Annotated in this window: 17 protein-coding genes; 10 read left to right on the forward strand and 7 right to left on the reverse strand. The window is 64.3% G+C overall.

The window, feature by feature from the left end; genetic code table 11:
• Positions 1-163: 163 nt before the first annotated feature.
• Positions 164-808 (reverse strand): alpha/beta hydrolase, encoded by a 645-nt coding sequence (locus APT59_RS03890; protein WP_059313644.1) that lies wholly within the window; start codon positions 806-808, stop codon positions 164-166.
• A gap of 383 nt (positions 809-1191) precedes the next feature.
• On the opposite strand from APT59_RS03890, the gene APT59_RS03895 reads away from it, so the two are divergent.
• From APT59_RS03895 to APT59_RS03925, 7 genes are all read left to right on the forward strand, one after another.
• Positions 1192-2220 carry an amino acid ABC transporter substrate-binding protein gene (locus APT59_RS03895; RefSeq protein ID WP_059313645.1) on the forward strand — a complete coding sequence of 343 codons (1029 nt, stop codon included), beginning with the start codon at positions 1192-1194 and terminating at the stop codon, positions 2218-2220.
• 100 nt (positions 2221-2320) lie between these two features.
• Positions 2321-3508 (forward strand): amino acid ABC transporter permease, encoded by a 1188-nt coding sequence (locus APT59_RS03900; RefSeq protein WP_059313646.1) that lies wholly within the window; start codon positions 2321-2323, stop codon positions 3506-3508.
• Positions 3509-3517: 9 nt separating this feature from the next.
• Positions 3518-4618, forward strand: a complete 1101-nt coding sequence (locus APT59_RS03905) for an amino acid ABC transporter permease (protein WP_059313647.1) — start codon at positions 3518-3520, stop codon at positions 4616-4618.
• 10 nt (positions 4619-4628) lie between these two features.
• Positions 4629-5396, forward strand: coding sequence for an amino acid ABC transporter ATP-binding protein (locus tag APT59_RS03910; protein ID WP_039976153.1), 768 nt, complete (start codon positions 4629-4631; stop codon positions 5394-5396).
• Between the two features lie 265 nt (positions 5397-5661).
• Complete coding sequence (pcsA, locus tag APT59_RS03915; RefSeq protein WP_093254393.1) at positions 5662-6354, forward strand: phosphatidylcholine synthase; 693 nt, start codon at positions 5662-5664, stop codon at positions 6352-6354.
• Positions 6355-6365: 11 nt separating this feature from the next.
• A complete protein-coding gene (locus APT59_RS03920) occupies positions 6366-6677 on the forward strand; it encodes a GIY-YIG nuclease family protein (protein ID WP_059316820.1) in 312 nt (103 codons plus the stop codon).
• Positions 6665-7600 carry a glutathione S-transferase family protein gene (locus APT59_RS03925; protein ID WP_059313649.1) on the forward strand — a complete coding sequence of 312 codons (936 nt, stop codon included), beginning with the start codon at positions 6665-6667 and terminating at the stop codon, positions 7598-7600. Before APT59_RS03920 ends, APT59_RS03925 begins: the two co-directional genes overlap by 13 nt.
• Positions 7601-7660: 60 nt before the next feature.
• On the opposite strand, the gene APT59_RS03930 is transcribed toward APT59_RS03925, so the two are convergent.
• The 5 genes from APT59_RS03930 to APT59_RS03950 all read right to left on the reverse strand — a co-directional run bounded on the left by APT59_RS03930 (position 7661) and on the right by APT59_RS03950 (position 12482).
• A complete protein-coding gene (locus APT59_RS03930; protein WP_059313650.1) occupies positions 7661-8281 on the reverse strand; it encodes a flavin reductase family protein in 621 nt (206 codons plus the stop codon).
• A 10-nt stretch (positions 8282-8291) separates the two neighbouring features.
• Positions 8292-8771, reverse strand: coding sequence for a metallophosphoesterase family protein (locus tag APT59_RS03935; RefSeq protein ID WP_059313651.1), 480 nt, complete (start codon positions 8769-8771; stop codon positions 8292-8294).
• Between the two features lie 280 nt (positions 8772-9051).
• Positions 9052-10170, reverse strand: coding sequence for a 2Fe-2S iron-sulfur cluster-binding protein (locus tag APT59_RS03940; protein WP_156428925.1), 1119 nt, complete (start codon positions 10168-10170; stop codon positions 9052-9054).
• A 9-nt stretch (positions 10171-10179) separates the two neighbouring features.
• The gene (locus APT59_RS03945) at positions 10180-11436 is read right to left on the reverse strand and encodes an aromatic ring-hydroxylating oxygenase subunit alpha (RefSeq protein ID WP_059313653.1); all 1257 of its coding nucleotides are present in this window, start codon (positions 11434-11436) and stop codon (positions 10180-10182) included.
• Between the two features lie 122 nt (positions 11437-11558).
• A complete protein-coding gene (locus APT59_RS03950; RefSeq protein ID WP_059313654.1) occupies positions 11559-12482 on the reverse strand; it encodes a LysR substrate-binding domain-containing protein in 924 nt (307 codons plus the stop codon).
• A 160-nt stretch (positions 12483-12642) separates the two neighbouring features.
• Here APT59_RS03950 and APT59_RS03955 point away from each other — a divergent pair, with 160 nt between their 5' ends.
• Positions 12643-13353, forward strand: coding sequence for a TetR/AcrR family transcriptional regulator (locus APT59_RS03955; protein WP_059313655.1), 711 nt, complete (start codon positions 12643-12645; stop codon positions 13351-13353).
• Positions 13354-13412: 59 nt separating this feature from the next.
• On the opposite strand, the gene APT59_RS03960 is transcribed toward APT59_RS03955, so the two are convergent.
• Entirely contained in the window at positions 13413-15449 is a 2037-nt protein-coding gene (locus APT59_RS03960) for an NADH:flavin oxidoreductase (protein ID WP_059313656.1), read from the reverse strand.
• Between the two features lie 177 nt (positions 15450-15626).
• Here APT59_RS03960 and APT59_RS03965 point away from each other — a divergent pair, with 177 nt between their 5' ends.
• Positions 15627-16376 (forward strand): electron transfer flavoprotein subunit beta/FixA family protein, encoded by a 750-nt coding sequence (locus tag APT59_RS03965; RefSeq protein WP_059313657.1) that lies wholly within the window; start codon positions 15627-15629, stop codon positions 16374-16376.
• A complete protein-coding gene (locus tag APT59_RS03970) occupies positions 16376-17302 on the forward strand; it encodes an electron transfer flavoprotein subunit alpha/FixB family protein (protein ID WP_059313658.1) in 927 nt (308 codons plus the stop codon). Before APT59_RS03965 ends, APT59_RS03970 begins: the two co-directional genes overlap by 1 nt.
• Positions 17303-17395 lie beyond the last annotated feature (93 nt).

Consider the following 17395-nt stretch of genomic DNA (forward strand, 5'->3'; position numbering starts at 1 on the left):
GACCATAGCTGCTCCATGCAAATCACGACCTTCAGGCACCCCTACTGGACCGGATGGGTACCGCAAAGTTCGTTCGCTTTCCCTTCGTGAGCCTCCGTTTGCGACCTGATGACGGGAATTGTCGACCGGTTTCCAAAAACGTCACCGCACCGCCAGCATTCCTTTATTTTCCGCCCAGACGTGTCAGCAGCCAGGCCTGGATGTCCTGGATTTCCGCCGGAATGACTTCGTGGCGCATGGGATATTCGCGCCAGAGCGCTTCAACGCCTGCGGCAGCCAGGGCGTCGTAGGCGGCGCGCCCCAAAGCTAGCGGTACGACGTCGTCCTGATTGCCGTGCAGGCACAGCGCCGGGGTGGTACCGCCCCGGTTGGTCTGATCGTTTTCGAAGCTAGGGGCATAGGTCGATAGCGCCAGGACACCGCCGAGGGTGACGCAGGAGGTGTTGTAGGCGGTGTGCAGCACCACGGCACCGCCCTGGGAGAAGCCTGCGAGCACGATGCGTTCAGCTGCGATGCCCTGGGCCCGCTGGGCCTCGATCAAGGCATGCACGCTGGCAGCCGATTCTTCCAGCTGGGCGCGATCGATGGCCCGTGCCGGATTCATTGCCAGGATGTCGTACCAGGATGGCATGGCCCAGCCGCCGTTGATGGTGACGGGACGGGTAGGTGCCTGGGGCAGGATGAAACGAGTGGTGGTCAGGGTGCGCTGCAATAATTCAGCAACGGGTTCGAAGTCATGCTGGGTTGCGCCCAGGCCGTGCAACCAAATGACGCAGCTATCGGCGGTCCCGCTGGTCGATTCCAGCACAAGAGGTGAATTTTCCAAGGCTTTGCTCCAGTTTGGTGCCACTAAAAATGGGTGTGGTAACAGATGGTGCACAAAATACGTGTCGCATTTTTGTAATTTATTCAGCCGGCTTTTTGCTCGAGGTCTCGGGATTGCCGGGTTTGAGCCAAGTGCAACGTTGTCGCCTTCACTGGTCCGCAAATTGCCTCAACTAGGTTGCGGCCAGGTAGTGCACTAACAGGTAACACTGACTCACTGCTTCGTCACGCCTTCCAGTGCGTCACCTTCATCCCTTGATGAAGGACGCCCAGGGATCGGGTGGGCGGGTTCCACGGCAATCAGGCGAGAGACATCGTGCTGCCGTGCGACTGGAACGTAACTCATAAACAAAGTGGAGCTTATCGATGAAGATGGTGAAGTCTACCCTGGCAATTCTGACCACCGCCGCCGCTTTTGGCCTGTCCGGCATGGCTCACGCAGGCGCTACCCTGGACGCGGTGAAGAACAAAGGTTTCGTGCAATGCGGCGTTAGCGATGGCCTGCCGGGCTTCTCCTTCACCGACTCCAAGGGTGACTACAAGGGTATCGACGTGGACGTCTGCCGGGCCGTCGCCGCGGCAGTCTTCGGCGATGCCACCAAGGTTCGCTTCACGCCCCTGACCGCCAAGGAGCGCTTCACCGCGCTGCAATCCGGCGAAATCGACGTGCTGTCGCGCAACACCACCTGGACCAGCTCCCGCGACGGCGGCATGGGCCTGATCTTCGCAGGCGTCACCTACTATGATGGCCAGGGCTTCCTGGTGAACAAGAAGCTGGGTGTGCAGAGCGCCAAGGAACTGGACGGCGCTACCGTGTGCATCCAGGCCGGTACCACCACCGAACTCAACCTGGCCGACTACTTCCGTTCCAACGGCATGAAGTTCACCCCCATCACCTACAGCACCTCGGACGAAAGCGCCAAGTCGCTGGAAGCGGGTCGTTGCGACGTCCTGACCTCCGACCAGTCGCAGCTGTACGCCCAGCGCAACAAGCTGTCCAAGCCCGACGACTACGTCGTGCTGCCCGAAGTGATCTCCAAGGAGCCGCTGGCACCGGCCGTGCGTCGTGGCGACGAAGACTGGCTGACCGTGGTCAAGTGGTCGCTGTTCGCCTTGGTCAACGCCGAAGAGCTGGGTCTGACCTCCGCCAACGTCGAAGCCCAGGCCAAGGACTCCAAGAACCCTGACGTGCGTCGTCTGCTGGGTGCCGATGGCGAATTCGGCAAGGACCTGAAGCTGCCGAAAGACTGGGCGGTGAAGATCGTCAAGCAGGTCGGCAACTACGGCGAAGTCTTCGAGCGCAACGTCGGCATGGGTAGCGACCTGAAGATCAAGCGCGGCCTCAACGCCCTGTGGAATGCAGGCGGTCTGCAGTACGCCCCGCCGGTCCGTTGATCTCGGCGCCTTAGTCGCCGACCACCTTCCGGATGTGCAGATTCTCGCCCTGCAGCGCTCCCCGCGCTGTGGGGCGAGAATTTAATGAGGCTTCTAGTAGATGCAAAACGTTAGCAAACCGTCCTCGCCGGTCCGTGGGTCTCTGCTCACCGATCCGCAGGCGCGCTCCTGGCTGTTCCAGATCGTGGCCGTGGTCGCCGTCGTGGCCTTCGGCTGGTTCCTGTTCAGCAACACGCAGGCCAACCTTGCCAACCGGGGTATCACCTCCGGCTTCGGCTTCCTGAACAATACCGCCGGCTTCGGCATTCCCCAGCACCTGATTCCCTACAGCGAAGGCGACACCTACGGGCGGGTCTTCCTCGTCGGCCTGCTCAACACCCTGCTGGTGTCGGTCATCGGCATCTTCCTGGCGACCATCATCGGTTTCACCGTGGGTGTGGCCCGGTTGTCGAACAACTGGCTGCTGCGCAAGGTCGCCACGGTCTACATCGAGACCTTCCGCAACATTCCACCGCTGCTGCTGATCTTCTTCTTCTATTTCGCCGTGCTCGCGCCCCTGCCGGGTCCACGCCAGAGTCTGAGCCTGGGCGACGCCTTCTTCGTCAACAACCGTGGCCTGTACATGCCCGCGCCGAGCGCCGATGCCGGGTTCCTGCCCGGCTTGATCGCGCTGCTCATCGCCATCATCGCCAGCGTGGTGGTGGTGCGCTGGGCTCGCAAGCGGCGGCATGCCACGGGCCAGCGCTTTCCGGTGCTGTGGACCGTACTGGCGCTGCTGATCGGGATCCCGCTGCTGGCGGCCCTGGTCTTCGGCAGGCCGTTGCACTGGGAAGTGCCGGAGCTGCAGGGCTTCAACCTGCGCGGCGGCTGGGTGATCATCCCCGAGCTGGTCTCCCTGGCGCTGGCCCTGTCGGTCTACACCGCGGCCTTCATCGGCGAAACGGTGCGCGGCGGTATCCAGGCGGTCAGCCACGGTCAGACCGAGGCGGCCAGTTCCCTGGGGCTGCGTCCGGGCCTGACCCTGCGGCTGGTGATCATTCCCCAGGCCTTGCGGGTGATCATTCCTCCGCTGACCAACCAGTATCTGAACCTGATGAAGAACTCGTCGCTGGGTGCTGCCGTCGGCTATCCGGAGATGGTGGCGCTGTTCGCCGGCACCGTCCTGAACCAGACCGGTCAGGCCATCGAGACCATGGCCATCACCATGAGCGTCTACCTGGCCATCAGCATCAGCATCAGCATCCTGATGAACTGGTACAACAAGCGCATCGCGCTGATCGAGCGTTAAGGAGCGCGTATGAGTAACCAGACCCATACCTTCAAACCGGACCTGCCGCCGCCGCCCTCCAGCGTCGGTGCCTGGGCCTGGATTCGTGGCAACCTGTTTTCCAGCGTCGGCAATACCCTCCTGACGCTGTTCGGTCTCTACCTCGTCTGGCTGATCGTGCCGCCGGTGGTGAACTGGGCCTTCATCAATGCCACCTGGAGTGGCAGCACCCGTGCCGATTGCGTGCCAGGCGGCGCCTGCTGGGTGTTCATCAAGGAGCGCTTCGGGCAGTTCATGTACGGCTTCTACCCCAGCGATCAGCGCTGGCGCGTGGACCTGACCGTGGTGATCGCCGTGATCGGGGCGATCCCGCTGTTCCTCGACAGCTTCAAGCACAAGGCCCGTTACGGTCTGTCCCTGCTGGTGATCTATCCGCTGGTGGCCTTCTGGCTGCTGTATGGCGGCTTCGGTCTGCGCGTGGTGCCCTCCAGCGAGTGGGGCGGCCTGATGCTGACCGTGGTGATCGCCGCGGTGGGCATCGTCGGCGCCTTGCCGCTGGGCATCCTGCTGGCCCTGGGGCGCCGCTCCAAGCTGCCGGCGATCAAGGTCATCTGCGTGACCATGATCGAGTTCTGGCGGGGGATCCCGCTGATCACGGTGCTGTTCCTGTCGTCAGTGATGCTGCCGCTGTTCCTGCCCGATGGCATGAACCTGGACAAGCTGTTGCGCGCCATCGTCATGGTGATCATCTTCGAGGCGGCCTACATCGCCGAGGTGGTACGGGGCGGCATGCAGGCCATTCCCAAGGGCCAGTACGAAGCCGCTGCGGCCATGGGGCTGGGCTACTGGCGGACCACCGGCCTGGTGATCCTGCCCCAGGCGCTCAAGCTGGTGATCCCCGGCATCGTCAACACCTTCATCGCGCTGTTCAAGGATTCGAGCCTGGTGGTCATCATCGGCCTGTTCGACCTGCTCAACAGCATCAAGCGTGCTACTTCCGACCCGGCGTGGCCTGGTCTATCCACCGAAGGCTATGTGTTCGCCGCGCTGGTCTTCTGGGTTTTCTGTTTTGCCATGTCCAGCTATTCCGCCCGTCTGGAGCGCAAGCTGAACACCGGCCACAAGCGTTAGGAGTCAACAGATGAACGTAAGCAACAAGCAGCCGGTCGACAGCAGCAAGGTCATGATCCAGCTCAAGGACGTGAACAAGTGGTACGGCCAGTTCCACGTGCTCAAGGACATCAACCTGACCGTCACCCAGGGTGAGCGTATCGTGCTGTGCGGGCCTTCCGGCTCCGGCAAGTCCACCACCATCCGCTGCATCAACCGCCTGGAAGAACACCAAAAGGGTCAGATCATCGTCGACGGCACCGAGCTGACCAACGATCTCAAGCAGATCGAGACCATTCGCAGCGAAGTCGGCATGGTGTTCCAGCATTTCAACCTCTTCCCGCACCTGACCGTGCTGCAGAACTGCACCCTGGCGCCCATGTGGGTGCGCAAGCTGCCGAAGAAGCAGGCCGAAGAGATCGCCATGCATTACCTGCAGCGGGTGCGCATTCCCGAGCAGGCCAACAAGTTTCCGGGCCAGCTGTCCGGTGGCCAGCAGCAGCGCGTGGCCATCGCCCGGGCGCTGTGCATGCAGCCACGCATCATGCTGTTCGATGAGCCGACCTCGGCGCTCGACCCGGAGATGGTGAAGGAGGTGCTGGACACCATGATCGGCCTGGCCCAGGACGGCATGACCATGCTGTGCGTGACCCACGAGATGGGCTTCGCCCGCACCGTGGCCAACCGGGTGATCTTCATGGACAAGGGCGAAATCGTCGAACAGGCCGCACCGGACCAGTTCTTCGACAACCCGCAGAACGAGCGTACGCGCCTGTTCCTCGGGCAGATCCTGCACTGAGACGCGACCGGGGTGGACACCCATCCGCCCCGGTCTACCTGCGAACCCAATCACGGGCGTTCGGCGGGAAGGCGGGCAAAGGACTTCAAGGCGCGGTATCCTCGATGTTTGGCGCCCGGTTTCCGGGGTCGGCGGTCAAGGTCCGCCTTGCCGTTCACCGGCTTCATTGTCGATTCCGTACCGCATCGTGAGAACGTGCGGTGCAACGGGCAGTCGAAGCCGTCATCATAGAGAGACGCCCGTGAACTCCATTTCCCATCCGCTCATGCTGACAAAAGCCAAGGCCTGGGGCGCCCATGCGGTGACCTCCAGTGGTGTGATCCTCGCGCTTCTGGCGCTGCTCGCTCTGGTCGACGGTCAACCCAAGGGTTGCCTGATGTGGCTTGGCATTGCGCTGCTCGTCGATGGTCTCGACGGCACCCTGGCCCGCAAGTTCGAGGTCAAGCGGGTCCTGCCCCATTTCGATGGTTCCGCGCTGGACCTGGTGGTCGATTACCTGACCTATGTCTTCATTCCAGCGATCTTCATCTATCGCTTCGTACCCTTGCCGCCGCATTTCGAGCTGGTGGCGGTGGGCATCATCCTATTGTCGTCACTGTTCTGTTTCTGCAATGTGAACATGAAGAGCGCCGACAACTATTTCATCGGCTTTCCTGCGGCCTGGAACGTGGTGGCGCTGTATTTCTACGTGCTGGACCTAGCGCCCTGGTTCAGCATGGCGGTGGTGCTGGTACTGGCCGCCCTGACCCTGACCCGGGTCAAGTTCCTGCACCCCTTCCGCGTCCGTCAGCTAATGGCGGTGAACATCACCATTACCTCCATCTGGCTGCTCAGCAGCGCCATGATGGTGTTCCTGCACCCCGACAAGCCGCTGTGGCTGATGGTGCTCTGGTTCGCCAGTGGCATCTACTTCGTTGGCGTGTGCGTCTGGCGTACCGCCCGGGAGTGGTTCGCCTGACGGTGAGCGACATCCCCCAGCCACCCGCGCGCACCTGGTATGTCTACCTGGTGCGCGCCGAGAACCAGGCGCTCTATTGCGGCATCAGCGATGATCCCGAGCGCCGCTTCGCCCAGCACCGCAGTGGCCGTGGTGCCCGCTTCTTCGCTTCCAGCCCGGCCCAGGCGCTGGTCTATGTCGAAGCCTGCGCCGACAAGTCGGCCGCCTTGCGCCGCGAGATCCAGATCAAGAAGCTACCCAAACGAGCCAAGGAGTCCCTGGTGCTGGCCCTGTCCGGCCCACGGCCCACGGCTGATTCAGGAGTGCTGTCATGTCCGAGCTGATTCTGCATCACTACTGGCAATCGCCCTTCGCCGAGAAGGCGCGCCTGCTGTTGGGCTTCAAGGGTCTCGCCTGGCGTTCGGTGATCATTCCGCGGATGCTGCCCAAGCCCGAGCTGGTGGCGCTCACCGGTGGCTATCGCAAGACGCCGGTGCTGCAGGTGGGTGCGGACGTCTATTGCGATACGGCGCTGATCGCTCGCCGCCTGGAGGCGGAAAAAGCGGTACCGGCGCTGTTTCCGGAAGGCCAGGAGGCGGTCGTGGCCGCCTTTGCCGGCTGGGCGGACTCGGTGTTGTTCCAGCACGCCGTGGCGTTGATGTTCCAGCCGGAGATCATGGGGCCGCGCCTGGCCAGTCTGCCGCCGGAGCAGGCCCAGGCCTTTCTGGATGATCGCAAGGCGCTGTTCAGCGGTGGCAGCCTGAGCCGGCTGACGCCCGAGCAGGCCCGGCAGCAGTTGCCGACCCTGTTGTCGCGGCTGGAGACGCAGCTGCAGCGCAGCCAGGGTGAATTCCTCTTCGGCGCGCCTTCGGTGGCCGACATCGCCCTGGCCCACAACTTCTGGTTCCTCAAGAGCACGCCGCAACTGGCGCCCCTGGTCGACGAACGACCCGAAATCGCCGCCTGGTTCGCGCGAGTGCTGGGGTTCGGCCACGGTACCCACGAAGAGCTCCAGGCCGAGGAGGCGCTGGCCATCGCGCAGACGGCCGAGCCTGAGGCGCTACCTCGTGATCAGGCCATTCCGGTGGAAGGCTTTGCCTGGGGTGAGCGGGTCAGCGTGGCCGCGATCGACTACGGGGTGGATCCGGTGGTGGGCAAGTTGGTCCATGCCGATAGCGAATCCCTGGTGCTCTTGCGCCACGATGAGCGACTGGGTGCGATCCAGGTGCATTTCCCACGGCTCAATTTCCGTGTCAGTGCAGGCTAAGCCACTTCGCTAGAAAAAACGGCGCCCAAGGGCGCCGTTCTGCCTTCCAGCGCCGGTCGATCAGTCGGGGCGACGCATGCGGAACAGCGCCGATTCGGTGATCTCGAAGTAGTCGGCCGGGCCACCGCCACGGACGATGGGACGAGCCGCGGCAGTCTGGTAGATACCGTCCTTGAGCAGGCGCTGGTCGATATGGGCGGCCACCACCTCGCCAAGCACCAGCCACTGGTCCAGTTCGTCGCCGGCAGCGGTCTTGAGGCGCACGATTTGGCTCAACTTGCATTCGAAAGCCACCTGGGCACGGGCGACCCGCGGCACCTTGACGATCGTCGAGGGGGCAGGCTCCAGGCCGGCCAGGGCGAATTCGTCCACCTCCGGACCTACCATGGCGCTGCTGGCGTTCATCTCCTCGGCCAGCTCGCGGGTCGCTAGGTTCCAGACGAATTCACCGGTGCGCTCGATGTTGGCCACGCTGTCCTTGTAGCCCTGGCTGGAAAAGCCGATCAGCGGCGGCTTGTAGTTGAAGGCGTTGAAGAAGCTGTAGGGCGCCAGGTTCAGCACGCCGCTTTCGCTATGGGAGGAAATCCAGCCGATGGGACGCGGCGCGATAATGGCGTTGAAGGGATCATGGGGCAGGCCATGGCCCTGACTGGGTTCGTAGGAGTGGTAGGAGATGCTCATCGGGGTTCCTTCAGGGGGTGAGTTCCAGGATCTCGGCCTGGATCTGGCCGGCGTCCAAGGTCAGGCGGCCGACGCTGATCGGCAATCGAAAGCGGCGCGGACCGGCGCTTCCCGGGTTGACGTAGAGTACGCCATCGCGCTCTTCGATCAGCGGCTTGTGCGAGTGGCCGCTGACCACCACCCGCACCGCCGCACCGGCGGTCTGCAGGTCCAGTTCCGGCAGGATATGCAGCATATGGATGCCGATGTCGGCCAGGGTCAGGGTGACGCGCTCGGGGATGTCGTCGGCCCAGGGTACGTCGTCGTTGTTGCCCCGGACCACGGCCAGGGGGGCCAGCTCGCGCAACGCATCGAGAATCTCGTGCTTGCCGATGTCGCCGGCATGCAGGATGAAATCGCTGCCGGCCAGGGCCTCCAGTGCCTGGGGGCGCATCAGGCCATGGGTGTCGGCGATCAGGCCGACGCGATAGGGGCGAGGCGCAGTGGGCATGTGGTCACTCATGGGGCTCAGGATCTCTCAAGGCCTCTGGCTGGATCGCTGTCGATCACAGGCCTGGCCGTTTACGTTGAGAGGTGTCCAGGCGCGCAGGAGTTCTACGCAGAAGCCAAACGCTGGAAGCAATCGTCAGTTCAGCACCCAGCGCGCCTGGCAGGCAACTGCGCTGGGTGCCGATAGCGGGCGGTCATATGGTGGTCGGATACCGGGATGACGCCTGGCTCGTGCTGCTGAAGGGCACCGATGCAGGCGCATTGGCGATGCCTGGCGACCGCTAGAGGTCCAGCACCAGATCGGAGGTGGGTTTGCTGCAGCACAGCAGTCGAAACCCGCGATCTATCTCGCGCTGGCGAATGCCGCCGGCATGCTGCATCTCCACCTGGCCGTCGAGCAGGGCCGTCTTGCAGGTACCACAGAGACCCTGACCGCAGGAGGAGGGCACGATGGCGCCGGCGCGTTTGGCGGCGGTGAGCACGGTCTGGTCGCCCGGCATGCTGAAGACCTTGCCCGAGCGGGCCAGGGTGATGGTGAACAGGGCGTCACTGGCCGTGGTGGGTACTGTCTCGACGAAAGCCGTCGGGCTGCCGATGGTGAAGCTTTCCTGATGATAGTGGGAGAGGTCGAATCCCCCTTCGCGCAGGGTCCGCTGGACGGCGCCCATATAGCCCTGGGGGCCGCAGGTGAAGACCTCGCGTTCGCGAAAGTCCGGTACCAGTCGTTCCAGTAGGGCGAGATCCAGGCGGCCGACCGGACCCTGCCAGTCCGCTTCGGCGCCGGACGCCTCACAGATGGCGAACACCTTGAGATGACGTTGCGCGGCCTGCAAATGAGCCAGTTCGTCGCGGAAGATGATGTCCTGCGGGGTGCGGGCACTGTGGACGAAGGCGATATCCGGATCGCTCCCCAGGTCGAAGGCGGCGCGGGTCATGGCCATCAGTGGCGTGACACCCGAGCCAGCGGACAGATAGAGCAGCTTGCGCTGGGGATGCCCTACCGGGGTGAAGATGCCTGCCGGGCCCGTGGCCAGCAGGCGACTGCCGACCTCCAGGTGATCGTGCAGCCAGTTCGACACCGGGCCACCCGGCACGCGCTTGACGGTGATGGCGAAGCTGAAGGGACGGGTCGGCGTCGAGGACAGCGTGTAGCAGCGTGACTGGCTCTGGCCATCGATGGTGAGCGACAGGGTGATGAACTGGCCAGGCTCGAAGGCTAACGCGACGAAGTCAGGGCAACGGAAGACAAAGGTCCTGACATCGGCGGTCTCGATCCGAATGGCGCAGCATTCGAGGGTCTTCCGTTCGGCACTGCTCCAGGATGCACCAAATGCCGACCAGGTCTGGGCCTCGTTGAAGCGGCTGTCTTGCGTGGGGGCATAGGCAGTGAGCGCGGTCATGGTCATTCCTCACACCCCGTGGGCCGCAAGGCGGGCGGCGTACCAGCGGGTGAATTGCTCGACGTAGGTCTCGGTGAAGGCGGAGAGAGGTCCGGGCACATAGGCGGGATCCTGGGTGCCGCGATGGGTGATGGCGACGAGTCCGGCGTCCTGCAGGTTGGTCGCCTGCCAGACCTCGGTCAGGGTCTGGAGGTCGTAGTCGACGCCCTCCACGGCATCGGCATGGACCAGCCACTTGGTCCTGACCAGGGTCTGGTCCGGTCCGAGCGGGATGATGTAGGACACCACGGCGTGATCGCTCATGACGTGGGTCCAGGAATTGTGGGTCCAGAAATGCACATCGCCCAGGTCGCGGCGCGTCAGGTCGCCCAGCAAGCGGGTGCAGGCCACCTGGGTGGTCAGGGTCTGGGATTCGCCATATTTGGCGATGACCAGGCGCTGCGAGCGGAACTGGGTGATGCTGTCCTCTTCCAGGTGTTCGACGGCGGCACAGAGGTGGCCTTGGTCTTCCCAGTTCTGACGGGCCTGGGCGTTCTTCGCCTGATAGTCCGCCAGGGCCTGGAGCGATTCCGGACTCATGCCGTCGGTACAGACGCCGAAGTCTTCCGGCAGGAAGGAGGCGTTCAGCTCGGGGTGACCGGCGGCGCAGTGATAGCACTCGCGGTTGTTCTCGATCACCAGCTTCCAGTTGCCGTTCTCGATGATCTCGCTCTCGTAGGCGATCTTGCTGTACTGCAGGGCATAGGGGGCGAAGCGTGGCGCCATCTCGGTGGCGAGGGCGTCGATGTCCTGGGGCGACTCGTCGCTCAGGCAGACCAGGATATGGGCACCCACCACCCGTACGGCCACCGGTATGAGACTGCGACAGCTGGCGTCGAAGTCCTTGCCCATGTGCGCGGCATGCTTCAGTTGGCCGTCGAGGTCGTAGGTCCATTGGTGATAGGGGCAGACCAGCATGCCTACGGTGGATTTGCCCGCTTCCTTGAGCCGCGCGCCGCGATGCCTGCAGACGTTACGAAACGCCCGGATGTTCTCGTCGTCGTCGCGTACCAGGATGATCGAGGCCTTGCCGATGTCCAGGGTGGAGACGTCCCCCGGCTCGGGAATGTCCGCGGTGACACCGACCACGATCCAGTGCCGGGTGTAGAAGACCTCGAGGTCGGTCGCGAAGACATCCGGTCGGCCATACAGCTCACCAGGAAGACCATGGCCCGGCTGGCGCTGGGCGAGCAGGTCGCGATGGCTCTTGGCGGGGGCGTTATCCATGGGGCACCTCAAGGGAGACGTTGGCCGGGGTGTGTGGCCGCAGTATCGAAGTGCCCCCGAAAGGGGTCAACGCGCTTTATTGTTAAGCTGGCATGAGCCAGGGTTATGCCAGGAACCCTGGCCTAAAGCGGCCTGCAGACGGCTGGCTCTTCTCGGAGCCAGGCAATCAGCGGATCGCCCGCTACCGATTTGCGACCATGGGGTGTCACCAGGTAATAGGCGTCGCGTGGCTTGACGATGAAGTCCGTCACCCTGATCAGTTGGCCGTCGGCCAGCAGGGGGGCGACCAGGCGATTCCAGCCCAGGGCGATCCCCAGGCCCTGGGTAGCCGCCCGGATGGTATCGGCATAGTGGGTGCAGCGCAGGCCGATGCGCAGCCGCGGTGGGGTATGGTCCAGGGCGCGGAACCAGGTGCTCCAGGTCATCCAGCCTTCCAGTGTTGCATCCGAGTCGATGAGCGGGCTCTGGTAGAGGTCCGCGATGGAGCGCGGCGCGGCATGGCTCGCCAGCCATTCGGGTGCGCAGACCGGAAAGACCTCTTCGTCGAACAGCAGGGTAGCCGTCCCGTCATCCCAGCTGCCGTTGCCGTAGCGGATGGCCAGGTCGGCCTCGCGATGCAGCGGTGGGACCAGCCGCAACTGGAGATCGGGCAGCAGTGCCTGCAAGGCCGGCAGACGGGGCATGATCCGCAGATGGGAGAAGGCGCTGGTGCAGGCCAGGACGATCTCGTGCTCGGCCTGGCCGTCGAGGATCTTGTCGAAGGTCGCCGCGATGCGCTGCAGCGAATCGCCCATGACCAGAAACAGCGCGCTGCCCTCGGGGGTGAGCTGGATGGCCCTGTGCAGGCGGTGGAACAGGCGGGTATCCAGCAATTCTTCGAGAAAGCGGATCTGCTTGCTCACGGCGGCCTGGGTAACGCCGAGTTCCTGGGCGGCGACGGTGAAGCTGCCGAGGCGAGCGGCGGCCTCGAACACCAGCAGGGCGTTCATGGACGGAATGAGCCGGCGATAGCCCTTGGAACGTCGCATGGATTCGGAGCGCTGCATGGGAGCCAGCCTGAGCAGAGGGCGAGCGGTCGCCAGGGTCATGTCTTCAGCCTCGGATTCACACGGCCATGACCGTCGAGAAGCCAGGACTCACCTTCGTGCACAGAAAAAGCGCGGTGCTGTACAGTTGCCGGACAGTATTGCACGGGATAAGAGGTCGATGGCGCGACAGAGCAAGGCGCGGGACAAGGACGCGGACAGTGGCTGGCGGGGTTCGGCCGATGGCTGGCTGGAGGCGGCCTACGAGGCCTTGAAGGAGTCCGGCATCGACGGAGTCAAGGTGATGCCGCTCGCCAAACGGCTGAAGCTGTCACGAACCAGTTTCTACTGGTTTTTCGAGGATCGGGAGCAATTGCTGGCGGCACTGCTCGAGCGTTGGCGCGACAAGAATACCGGCAACCTGATCCGGCAGTGCGAAAGCTATGCGGAAAGCATCGCCGAGGCGATCCTCAACGTCTTCGAATGCTGGTTGGACAACACGCTGTTCGACTCCCAGTTCGAGTTCGCGGTACGCAGCTGGGCGTTGCAGTCCGAAGAGGTGGCGGCGGCCATCGCCGCTGCCGACCGCACGCGCATGGCGGCGCTGTCCACCATGTTCCGGCGCTTCGGCTACGACGCCGATGGTGCCGACACCCGGGCACGCACGCTGTACCTGACGCAGATCGGCTACATCTCCATGAAGACCGACGAGGGACTGACCGAGCGCTTCCGGCGTATTCCGCACTACACCAGCATCTTTACCGGCGAGCGGCCTGCCCAACGCGAGCTCGACCGCTTCTTTGGCAAGTTCGGCTATGCCGAGACCGAGCCTGGAGTCTTCGTACCGCTCAGCGAGACCTTCCGGCAGGCGCCGACAACCGACGAATACTAGGGCGACGATCCTCACGCCCTGGCCCCCGATCCGGAAGCGGGGCAGGGCGTGCAGCGGCACTACAGGTCCTTCATCAGTCGCAGCGCATCGTAGATCGCCGCATGGGTATTGCGCGCGGCCACGGCATCGCCGATGCGGAACAGCTGGAAACGCCCGGCCGGGTTGGTGACGATGTTCTGCGGCTTGCCGGCGATCAGGTCCTGGTGCTCCACGGCGCCATCGTTCTTCGACTGCGGCCTTAGCTCGAAATAGAGATCGTCCAGCGGCACCGTCCCGTGGTTCACCACCACCTGATCGACCACGCGTTCCTTGTGGACGGGACCGTAGTCGCTCTTGAAGGTAGCGACCAGCCTGCCATCGCGCCGCTCGACCCGGTCGACGCGGTAGGTCACCGTGAAGGTCACGTCGAGGTCCTGCAGCGTCCTCATGTAGGGCACCAGGTTCATCGCCATGACTTCGGCGGAAAAGGCGCGGTCGGGGGTGACGATCTCCACGCCGGCGCCGCTCTTGGCGATGACTTCCGCGGCCTGCAGGGCGGCATGGTCGCCGGCGTCGTCGAAGATCAGCACTTGGCGCCCGGGTTTGACGTCGCCGGAGATGATGTCCCAGGTCGAGACGGTGAGGTCGTTGCCCTGGCTGAGGATCTCGGTGTGGGGCAGGCCGCCGGTGGCGACGATCACCACGTCGGGCTCTTCCGCCAGCACCGTATCGGCTTCGGCCCAGGTGTTGAAGGCGAACTCCACGCCCAGGCGTTCGCACTGGGCCATGCGCCAGTCGATGATGCTGAGCATCTCGCGCCGTCTTTCGTTCTGGGCGGTCAGGCGGATCTGGCCACCCGGTCGATCGGCCGCTTCGAACACCTTGACGCGGTGCCCGCGTTCGCCGGCTACCCGGGCGGCTTCCAGCCCCGCCGGACCGGTGCCGACGATCACCACCTTGCGCGGCACCGCCGCCCTGGGGATATCGTGGGGCATGGTGGTCTCGCGGCCGGTGGCGGCATTGTGGATGCAATAGGCCGCACCGCCCTGGTAGATGCGATCCAGGCAGTAGTTGGCGCCAACGCAGGGGCGGATCTCTTCTTCGCGCTTCTCGATGATCTTGCGCACGATGTGCGGATCGGTCATGTGCGCCCGGGTCATGCCAATCATGTCGACCTTGCCGGAAGCGATGGCGTGGCGCGCGGTGGCGACATCGGGAATCTTCGCCGCATGGAAGGTCGGGAAGCCGGTGGCCGAGCGGATCTCGCCGGCGAAATCCAGGTGCGGCGAGTTGCGCATGCCCTGGATCGGGATCACATCGGTAAGGCCCGCATCGGTCTCGATATGGCCGCGGATCACGTTGAGGAAGTCCACCAGGCCACTGTCCTTGAGCAACTGGGAAATGGTCATGCCTTCATTGGCATCGATACCGCCTGGCAACGTCTCGTCGCCGGTGTAGCGAATCCCCACCAGGAAGTCCTCGCCGCAACGCTGGCGAATGCCGCGCAGGATCTCGAAGGTGAAGCGCATGCGGTTTTCCAGCGAGCCGCCATAGGGGCCGTCCAGAGTGTTGGTCAGCGGCGACCAGAACTGGTCCATCAGATGGCCGTAGGCCTGCAGCTCCAGACCGTCGAGGCCGGCGTACTTCATGCGCTCGGCGGCGTCGACGTAGTCCTTGACGATGCGCTCGATATCCCAGTCTTCGATCTGCTTGGGAAAGGCCCGGTGCGCCGGTTCGCGCTCATGGGAGGGCGAGACCACCGGCAGCCAGTCGGCCTTGTCCCAGCGGGTGCGCCTGCCCAGGTGGGTGAGCTGGATCATCACCGCGGCGCCATGCTCGTGGCATTCGTCCGTCAGGTCCCGCAGCCAGCCCACTACCTCGTCCTTCCAGGCCAGCACGTTGTTGAACACCGGCGGGCTGTCGCGGGAGACGGCCGCCGAACCGGCCGTCATGGTCAGGGCGACCCCGGCCTTGGCGCGTTCGACATGGTAGGCCCGGTACAGCGCCTTGGGCATGCCGTCCTCGGGATAGGCCGGCTCATGGGAGGTGGTGATGATGCGATTGCGCAGGGTCAGGTGCTTGAGCTGGTACGGCTGCAGGAGCGGATCGGTGGACATCTCGGGCTCTCCGGGCGAACGACATCAGGCGTGTTTTCGCTCAATCTGGATTCAATGTACAGGTGTGTCAACAAATAAATCTGTCGTGTACATTTCTCTTGCCGAAGGTGATGGGCTGTGGCTAGGATTGGCCCATTGCCGGTGGTTGGCATGGCCTCAATAGCCCCAGGAGAGACGATGAAAGTGCTCGTTGCGGTGAAGCGCGCTATCGATCCGAACATCAAGGTTCGCGTGAAGGCCGACGGCTCCGACGTCGAGCTGACCGGCGTCAAGATGGCGTTGAATCCCTTCTGCGAAATCGCCGTCGAGGAGGCCATCCGCCTGAAGGAAAGGGGCGTCGCCCAGGAGGTCGTGGTGGTGACGGTCGGCAGCAACGCTGCGCAGGAGCAGTTGCGCACGGCCTTGGCTCTGGGGGCCGACCGAGCGCTGCTGGTAGAGCTGCCAGGCCCCCTGGAGCCGCTCAACGTGGCCAAGGCGCTCGCCCGGGTGGTCGAGCGCGAGCGCCCAGACCTGGTGCTGTTCGGCAAGCAGGCCATCGACCAGGAAAACAGCCAGACTGGCCAGATGCTGGCGCAGCTCGCCGGCCTGCCCCAGGCCACCTGCGCCTCGGCCTTGAGCCATGCAGCAGGGGAATGGATCGTCGAGCGTGAGATCGATGGCGGGCGCCAGACCGTCGCGCTGCGTTCGCCCGCCGTCGTGACGTGCGACCTGCGGCTCAACGAGCCTCGCTATGCCTCGCTGCCGGCGATCATGAAGGCCAAGAAGAAACCCCTGGAGGTGCTGGATGGCACGGCCCTGGGGGTTGCGACCAGAACCCACACCCGCCTGCTGGGCGTGCAGCCCCCGATCCAGCGGACGGCGGGCATCCGGGTCCAGTCCGTCGACGAGCTGGTCAGCCACCTCAAACAGCGTGCAGGAGTGCTCTGATGTCCAGTCTGATCGTCGTCGAACATCACCTTGGCCAGCTCAAGGCCGCCACGGCAAACGTCATCATGGCGGCCAGGGAGCTGACGCAACCGATCGAGCTACTGCTGATGGGGCCGGGCGCTTGCGCCGCAGCAGAGCAGGCTGCAGCCTTCGCCGGGGTGGAGCGGGTGCTGGTGGCCGAGGCCCCCGAGTCGTGTGCGCCCGAAGTCCTGGCCGAGCTGATCGCCAGGCTGGCGGGACGCCGTCCTGGGCATGTGCTGGCCGAGGCGAGCACCCAGGGTCGCAGCGTCCTGCCGCGCGTGGCTGCCTTGCTGGATGTCGGGATGATCGCCGAGGTCATCGCCATCGACAGCCAGACGGTGTTCCGCCGACCGATCTATGCCGGCAATGCCATCGCCTGCGTCGAATCCCTCGATGAGGTGCGAATCCTGACCGTGCGCGCGTCCGCTTTCGCCGAGGCGGAGCGATGCGCGACGCCTTGCCCGATCGTGCGGCTGGAGGAGGCGCTGGCACCGGCCGCGAGTCGTCTCGTCAGCGAGGTGCTCAGCACCAGCGCACGGCCCGAGTTGGGCAGTGCGCGCGTGGTGGTGTCCGGTGGGCGTGGCCTGGGCAGTCGGGAGAATTTCGCCCTGGTCGAGCGAGTCGCCGATCGACTGGGCGGCGCTGTCGGAGCCTCCCGTGCCGCCGTGGATGCCGGCTTTGCGGGTAACGACCTGCAGGTGGGCCAGACCGGCAAGCATGTCGCGCCTGACCTCTATCTGGCCGTGGGCATCAGTGGCGCCATCCAGCATCTGGCAGGCATGAGCGGCTCCAAGGTCATCGTCGCCATCAACCAGGATGGCGAGGCGCCCATCACCCAGGTAGCCGACTACACCCTAGTGGCCGATCTGTTCGAAGCCCTGCCGGCCCTGGAACGTGCGCTGTAGCGGGCCCTCCTCAAGACCCGGGCGTGCGGGAGCAGGCCTGGCCCCTCTCAACAACAACGCGTTCTTCGACTTGATACTGCCAGCAACAACAAC

Origin of the sequence: Pseudomonas oryzihabitans, from assembly GCF_001518815.1 — a bacterium.
In the GTDB taxonomy this organism is placed as follows: domain Bacteria; phylum Pseudomonadota; class Gammaproteobacteria; order Pseudomonadales; family Pseudomonadaceae; genus Chryseomonas; species Chryseomonas oryzihabitans_E.

Coding starts and splice junctions, on each gene's coding strand:
- APT59_RS03895 (WP_059313645.1), top strand. CDS start 1,192: ATGAAGATGGTGAAGTCTACCCTGGCAATTCTGACCACCGCCGCCGCT.
- APT59_RS03900 (WP_059313646.1), top strand. CDS start 2,321: ATGCAAAACGTTAGCAAACCGTCCTCGCCGGTCCGTGGGTCTCTGCTC.
- APT59_RS03905 (WP_059313647.1), top strand. CDS start 3,518: ATGAGTAACCAGACCCATACCTTCAAACCGGACCTGCCGCCGCCGCCC.
- APT59_RS03910 (WP_039976153.1), top strand. CDS start 4,629: ATGAACGTAAGCAACAAGCAGCCGGTCGACAGCAGCAAGGTCATGATC.
- pcsA (WP_093254393.1), top strand. CDS start 5,662: ATGCTGACAAAAGCCAAGGCCTGGGGCGCCCATGCGGTGACCTCCAGT.
- APT59_RS03925 (WP_059313649.1), top strand. CDS start 6,665: ATGTCCGAGCTGATTCTGCATCACTACTGGCAATCGCCCTTCGCCGAG.
- APT59_RS03930 (WP_059313650.1), bottom strand. CDS start 8,281: ATGAGCATCTCCTACCACTCCTACGAACCCAGTCAGGGCCATGGCCTG.
- APT59_RS03935 (WP_059313651.1), bottom strand. CDS start 8,771: ATGCCCACTGCGCCTCGCCCCTATCGCGTCGGCCTGATCGCCGACACC.
- APT59_RS03940 (WP_156428925.1), bottom strand. CDS start 10,170: ATGACCGCGCTCACTGCCTATGCCCCCACGCAAGACAGCCGCTTCAAC.
- APT59_RS03945 (WP_059313653.1), bottom strand. CDS start 11,436: ATGGATAACGCCCCCGCCAAGAGCCATCGCGACCTGCTCGCCCAGCGC.
- APT59_RS03950 (WP_059313654.1), bottom strand. CDS start 12,482: ATGCAGCGCTCCGAATCCATGCGACGTTCCAAGGGCTATCGCCGGCTC.
- APT59_RS03955 (WP_059313655.1), top strand. CDS start 12,643: ATGGCGCGACAGAGCAAGGCGCGGGACAAGGACGCGGACAGTGGCTGG.
- APT59_RS03960 (WP_059313656.1), bottom strand. CDS start 15,449: ATGTCCACCGATCCGCTCCTGCAGCCGTACCAGCTCAAGCACCTGACC.
- APT59_RS03965 (WP_059313657.1), top strand. CDS start 15,627: ATGAAAGTGCTCGTTGCGGTGAAGCGCGCTATCGATCCGAACATCAAG.
- APT59_RS03970 (WP_059313658.1), top strand. CDS start 16,376: ATGTCCAGTCTGATCGTCGTCGAACATCACCTTGGCCAGCTCAAGGCC.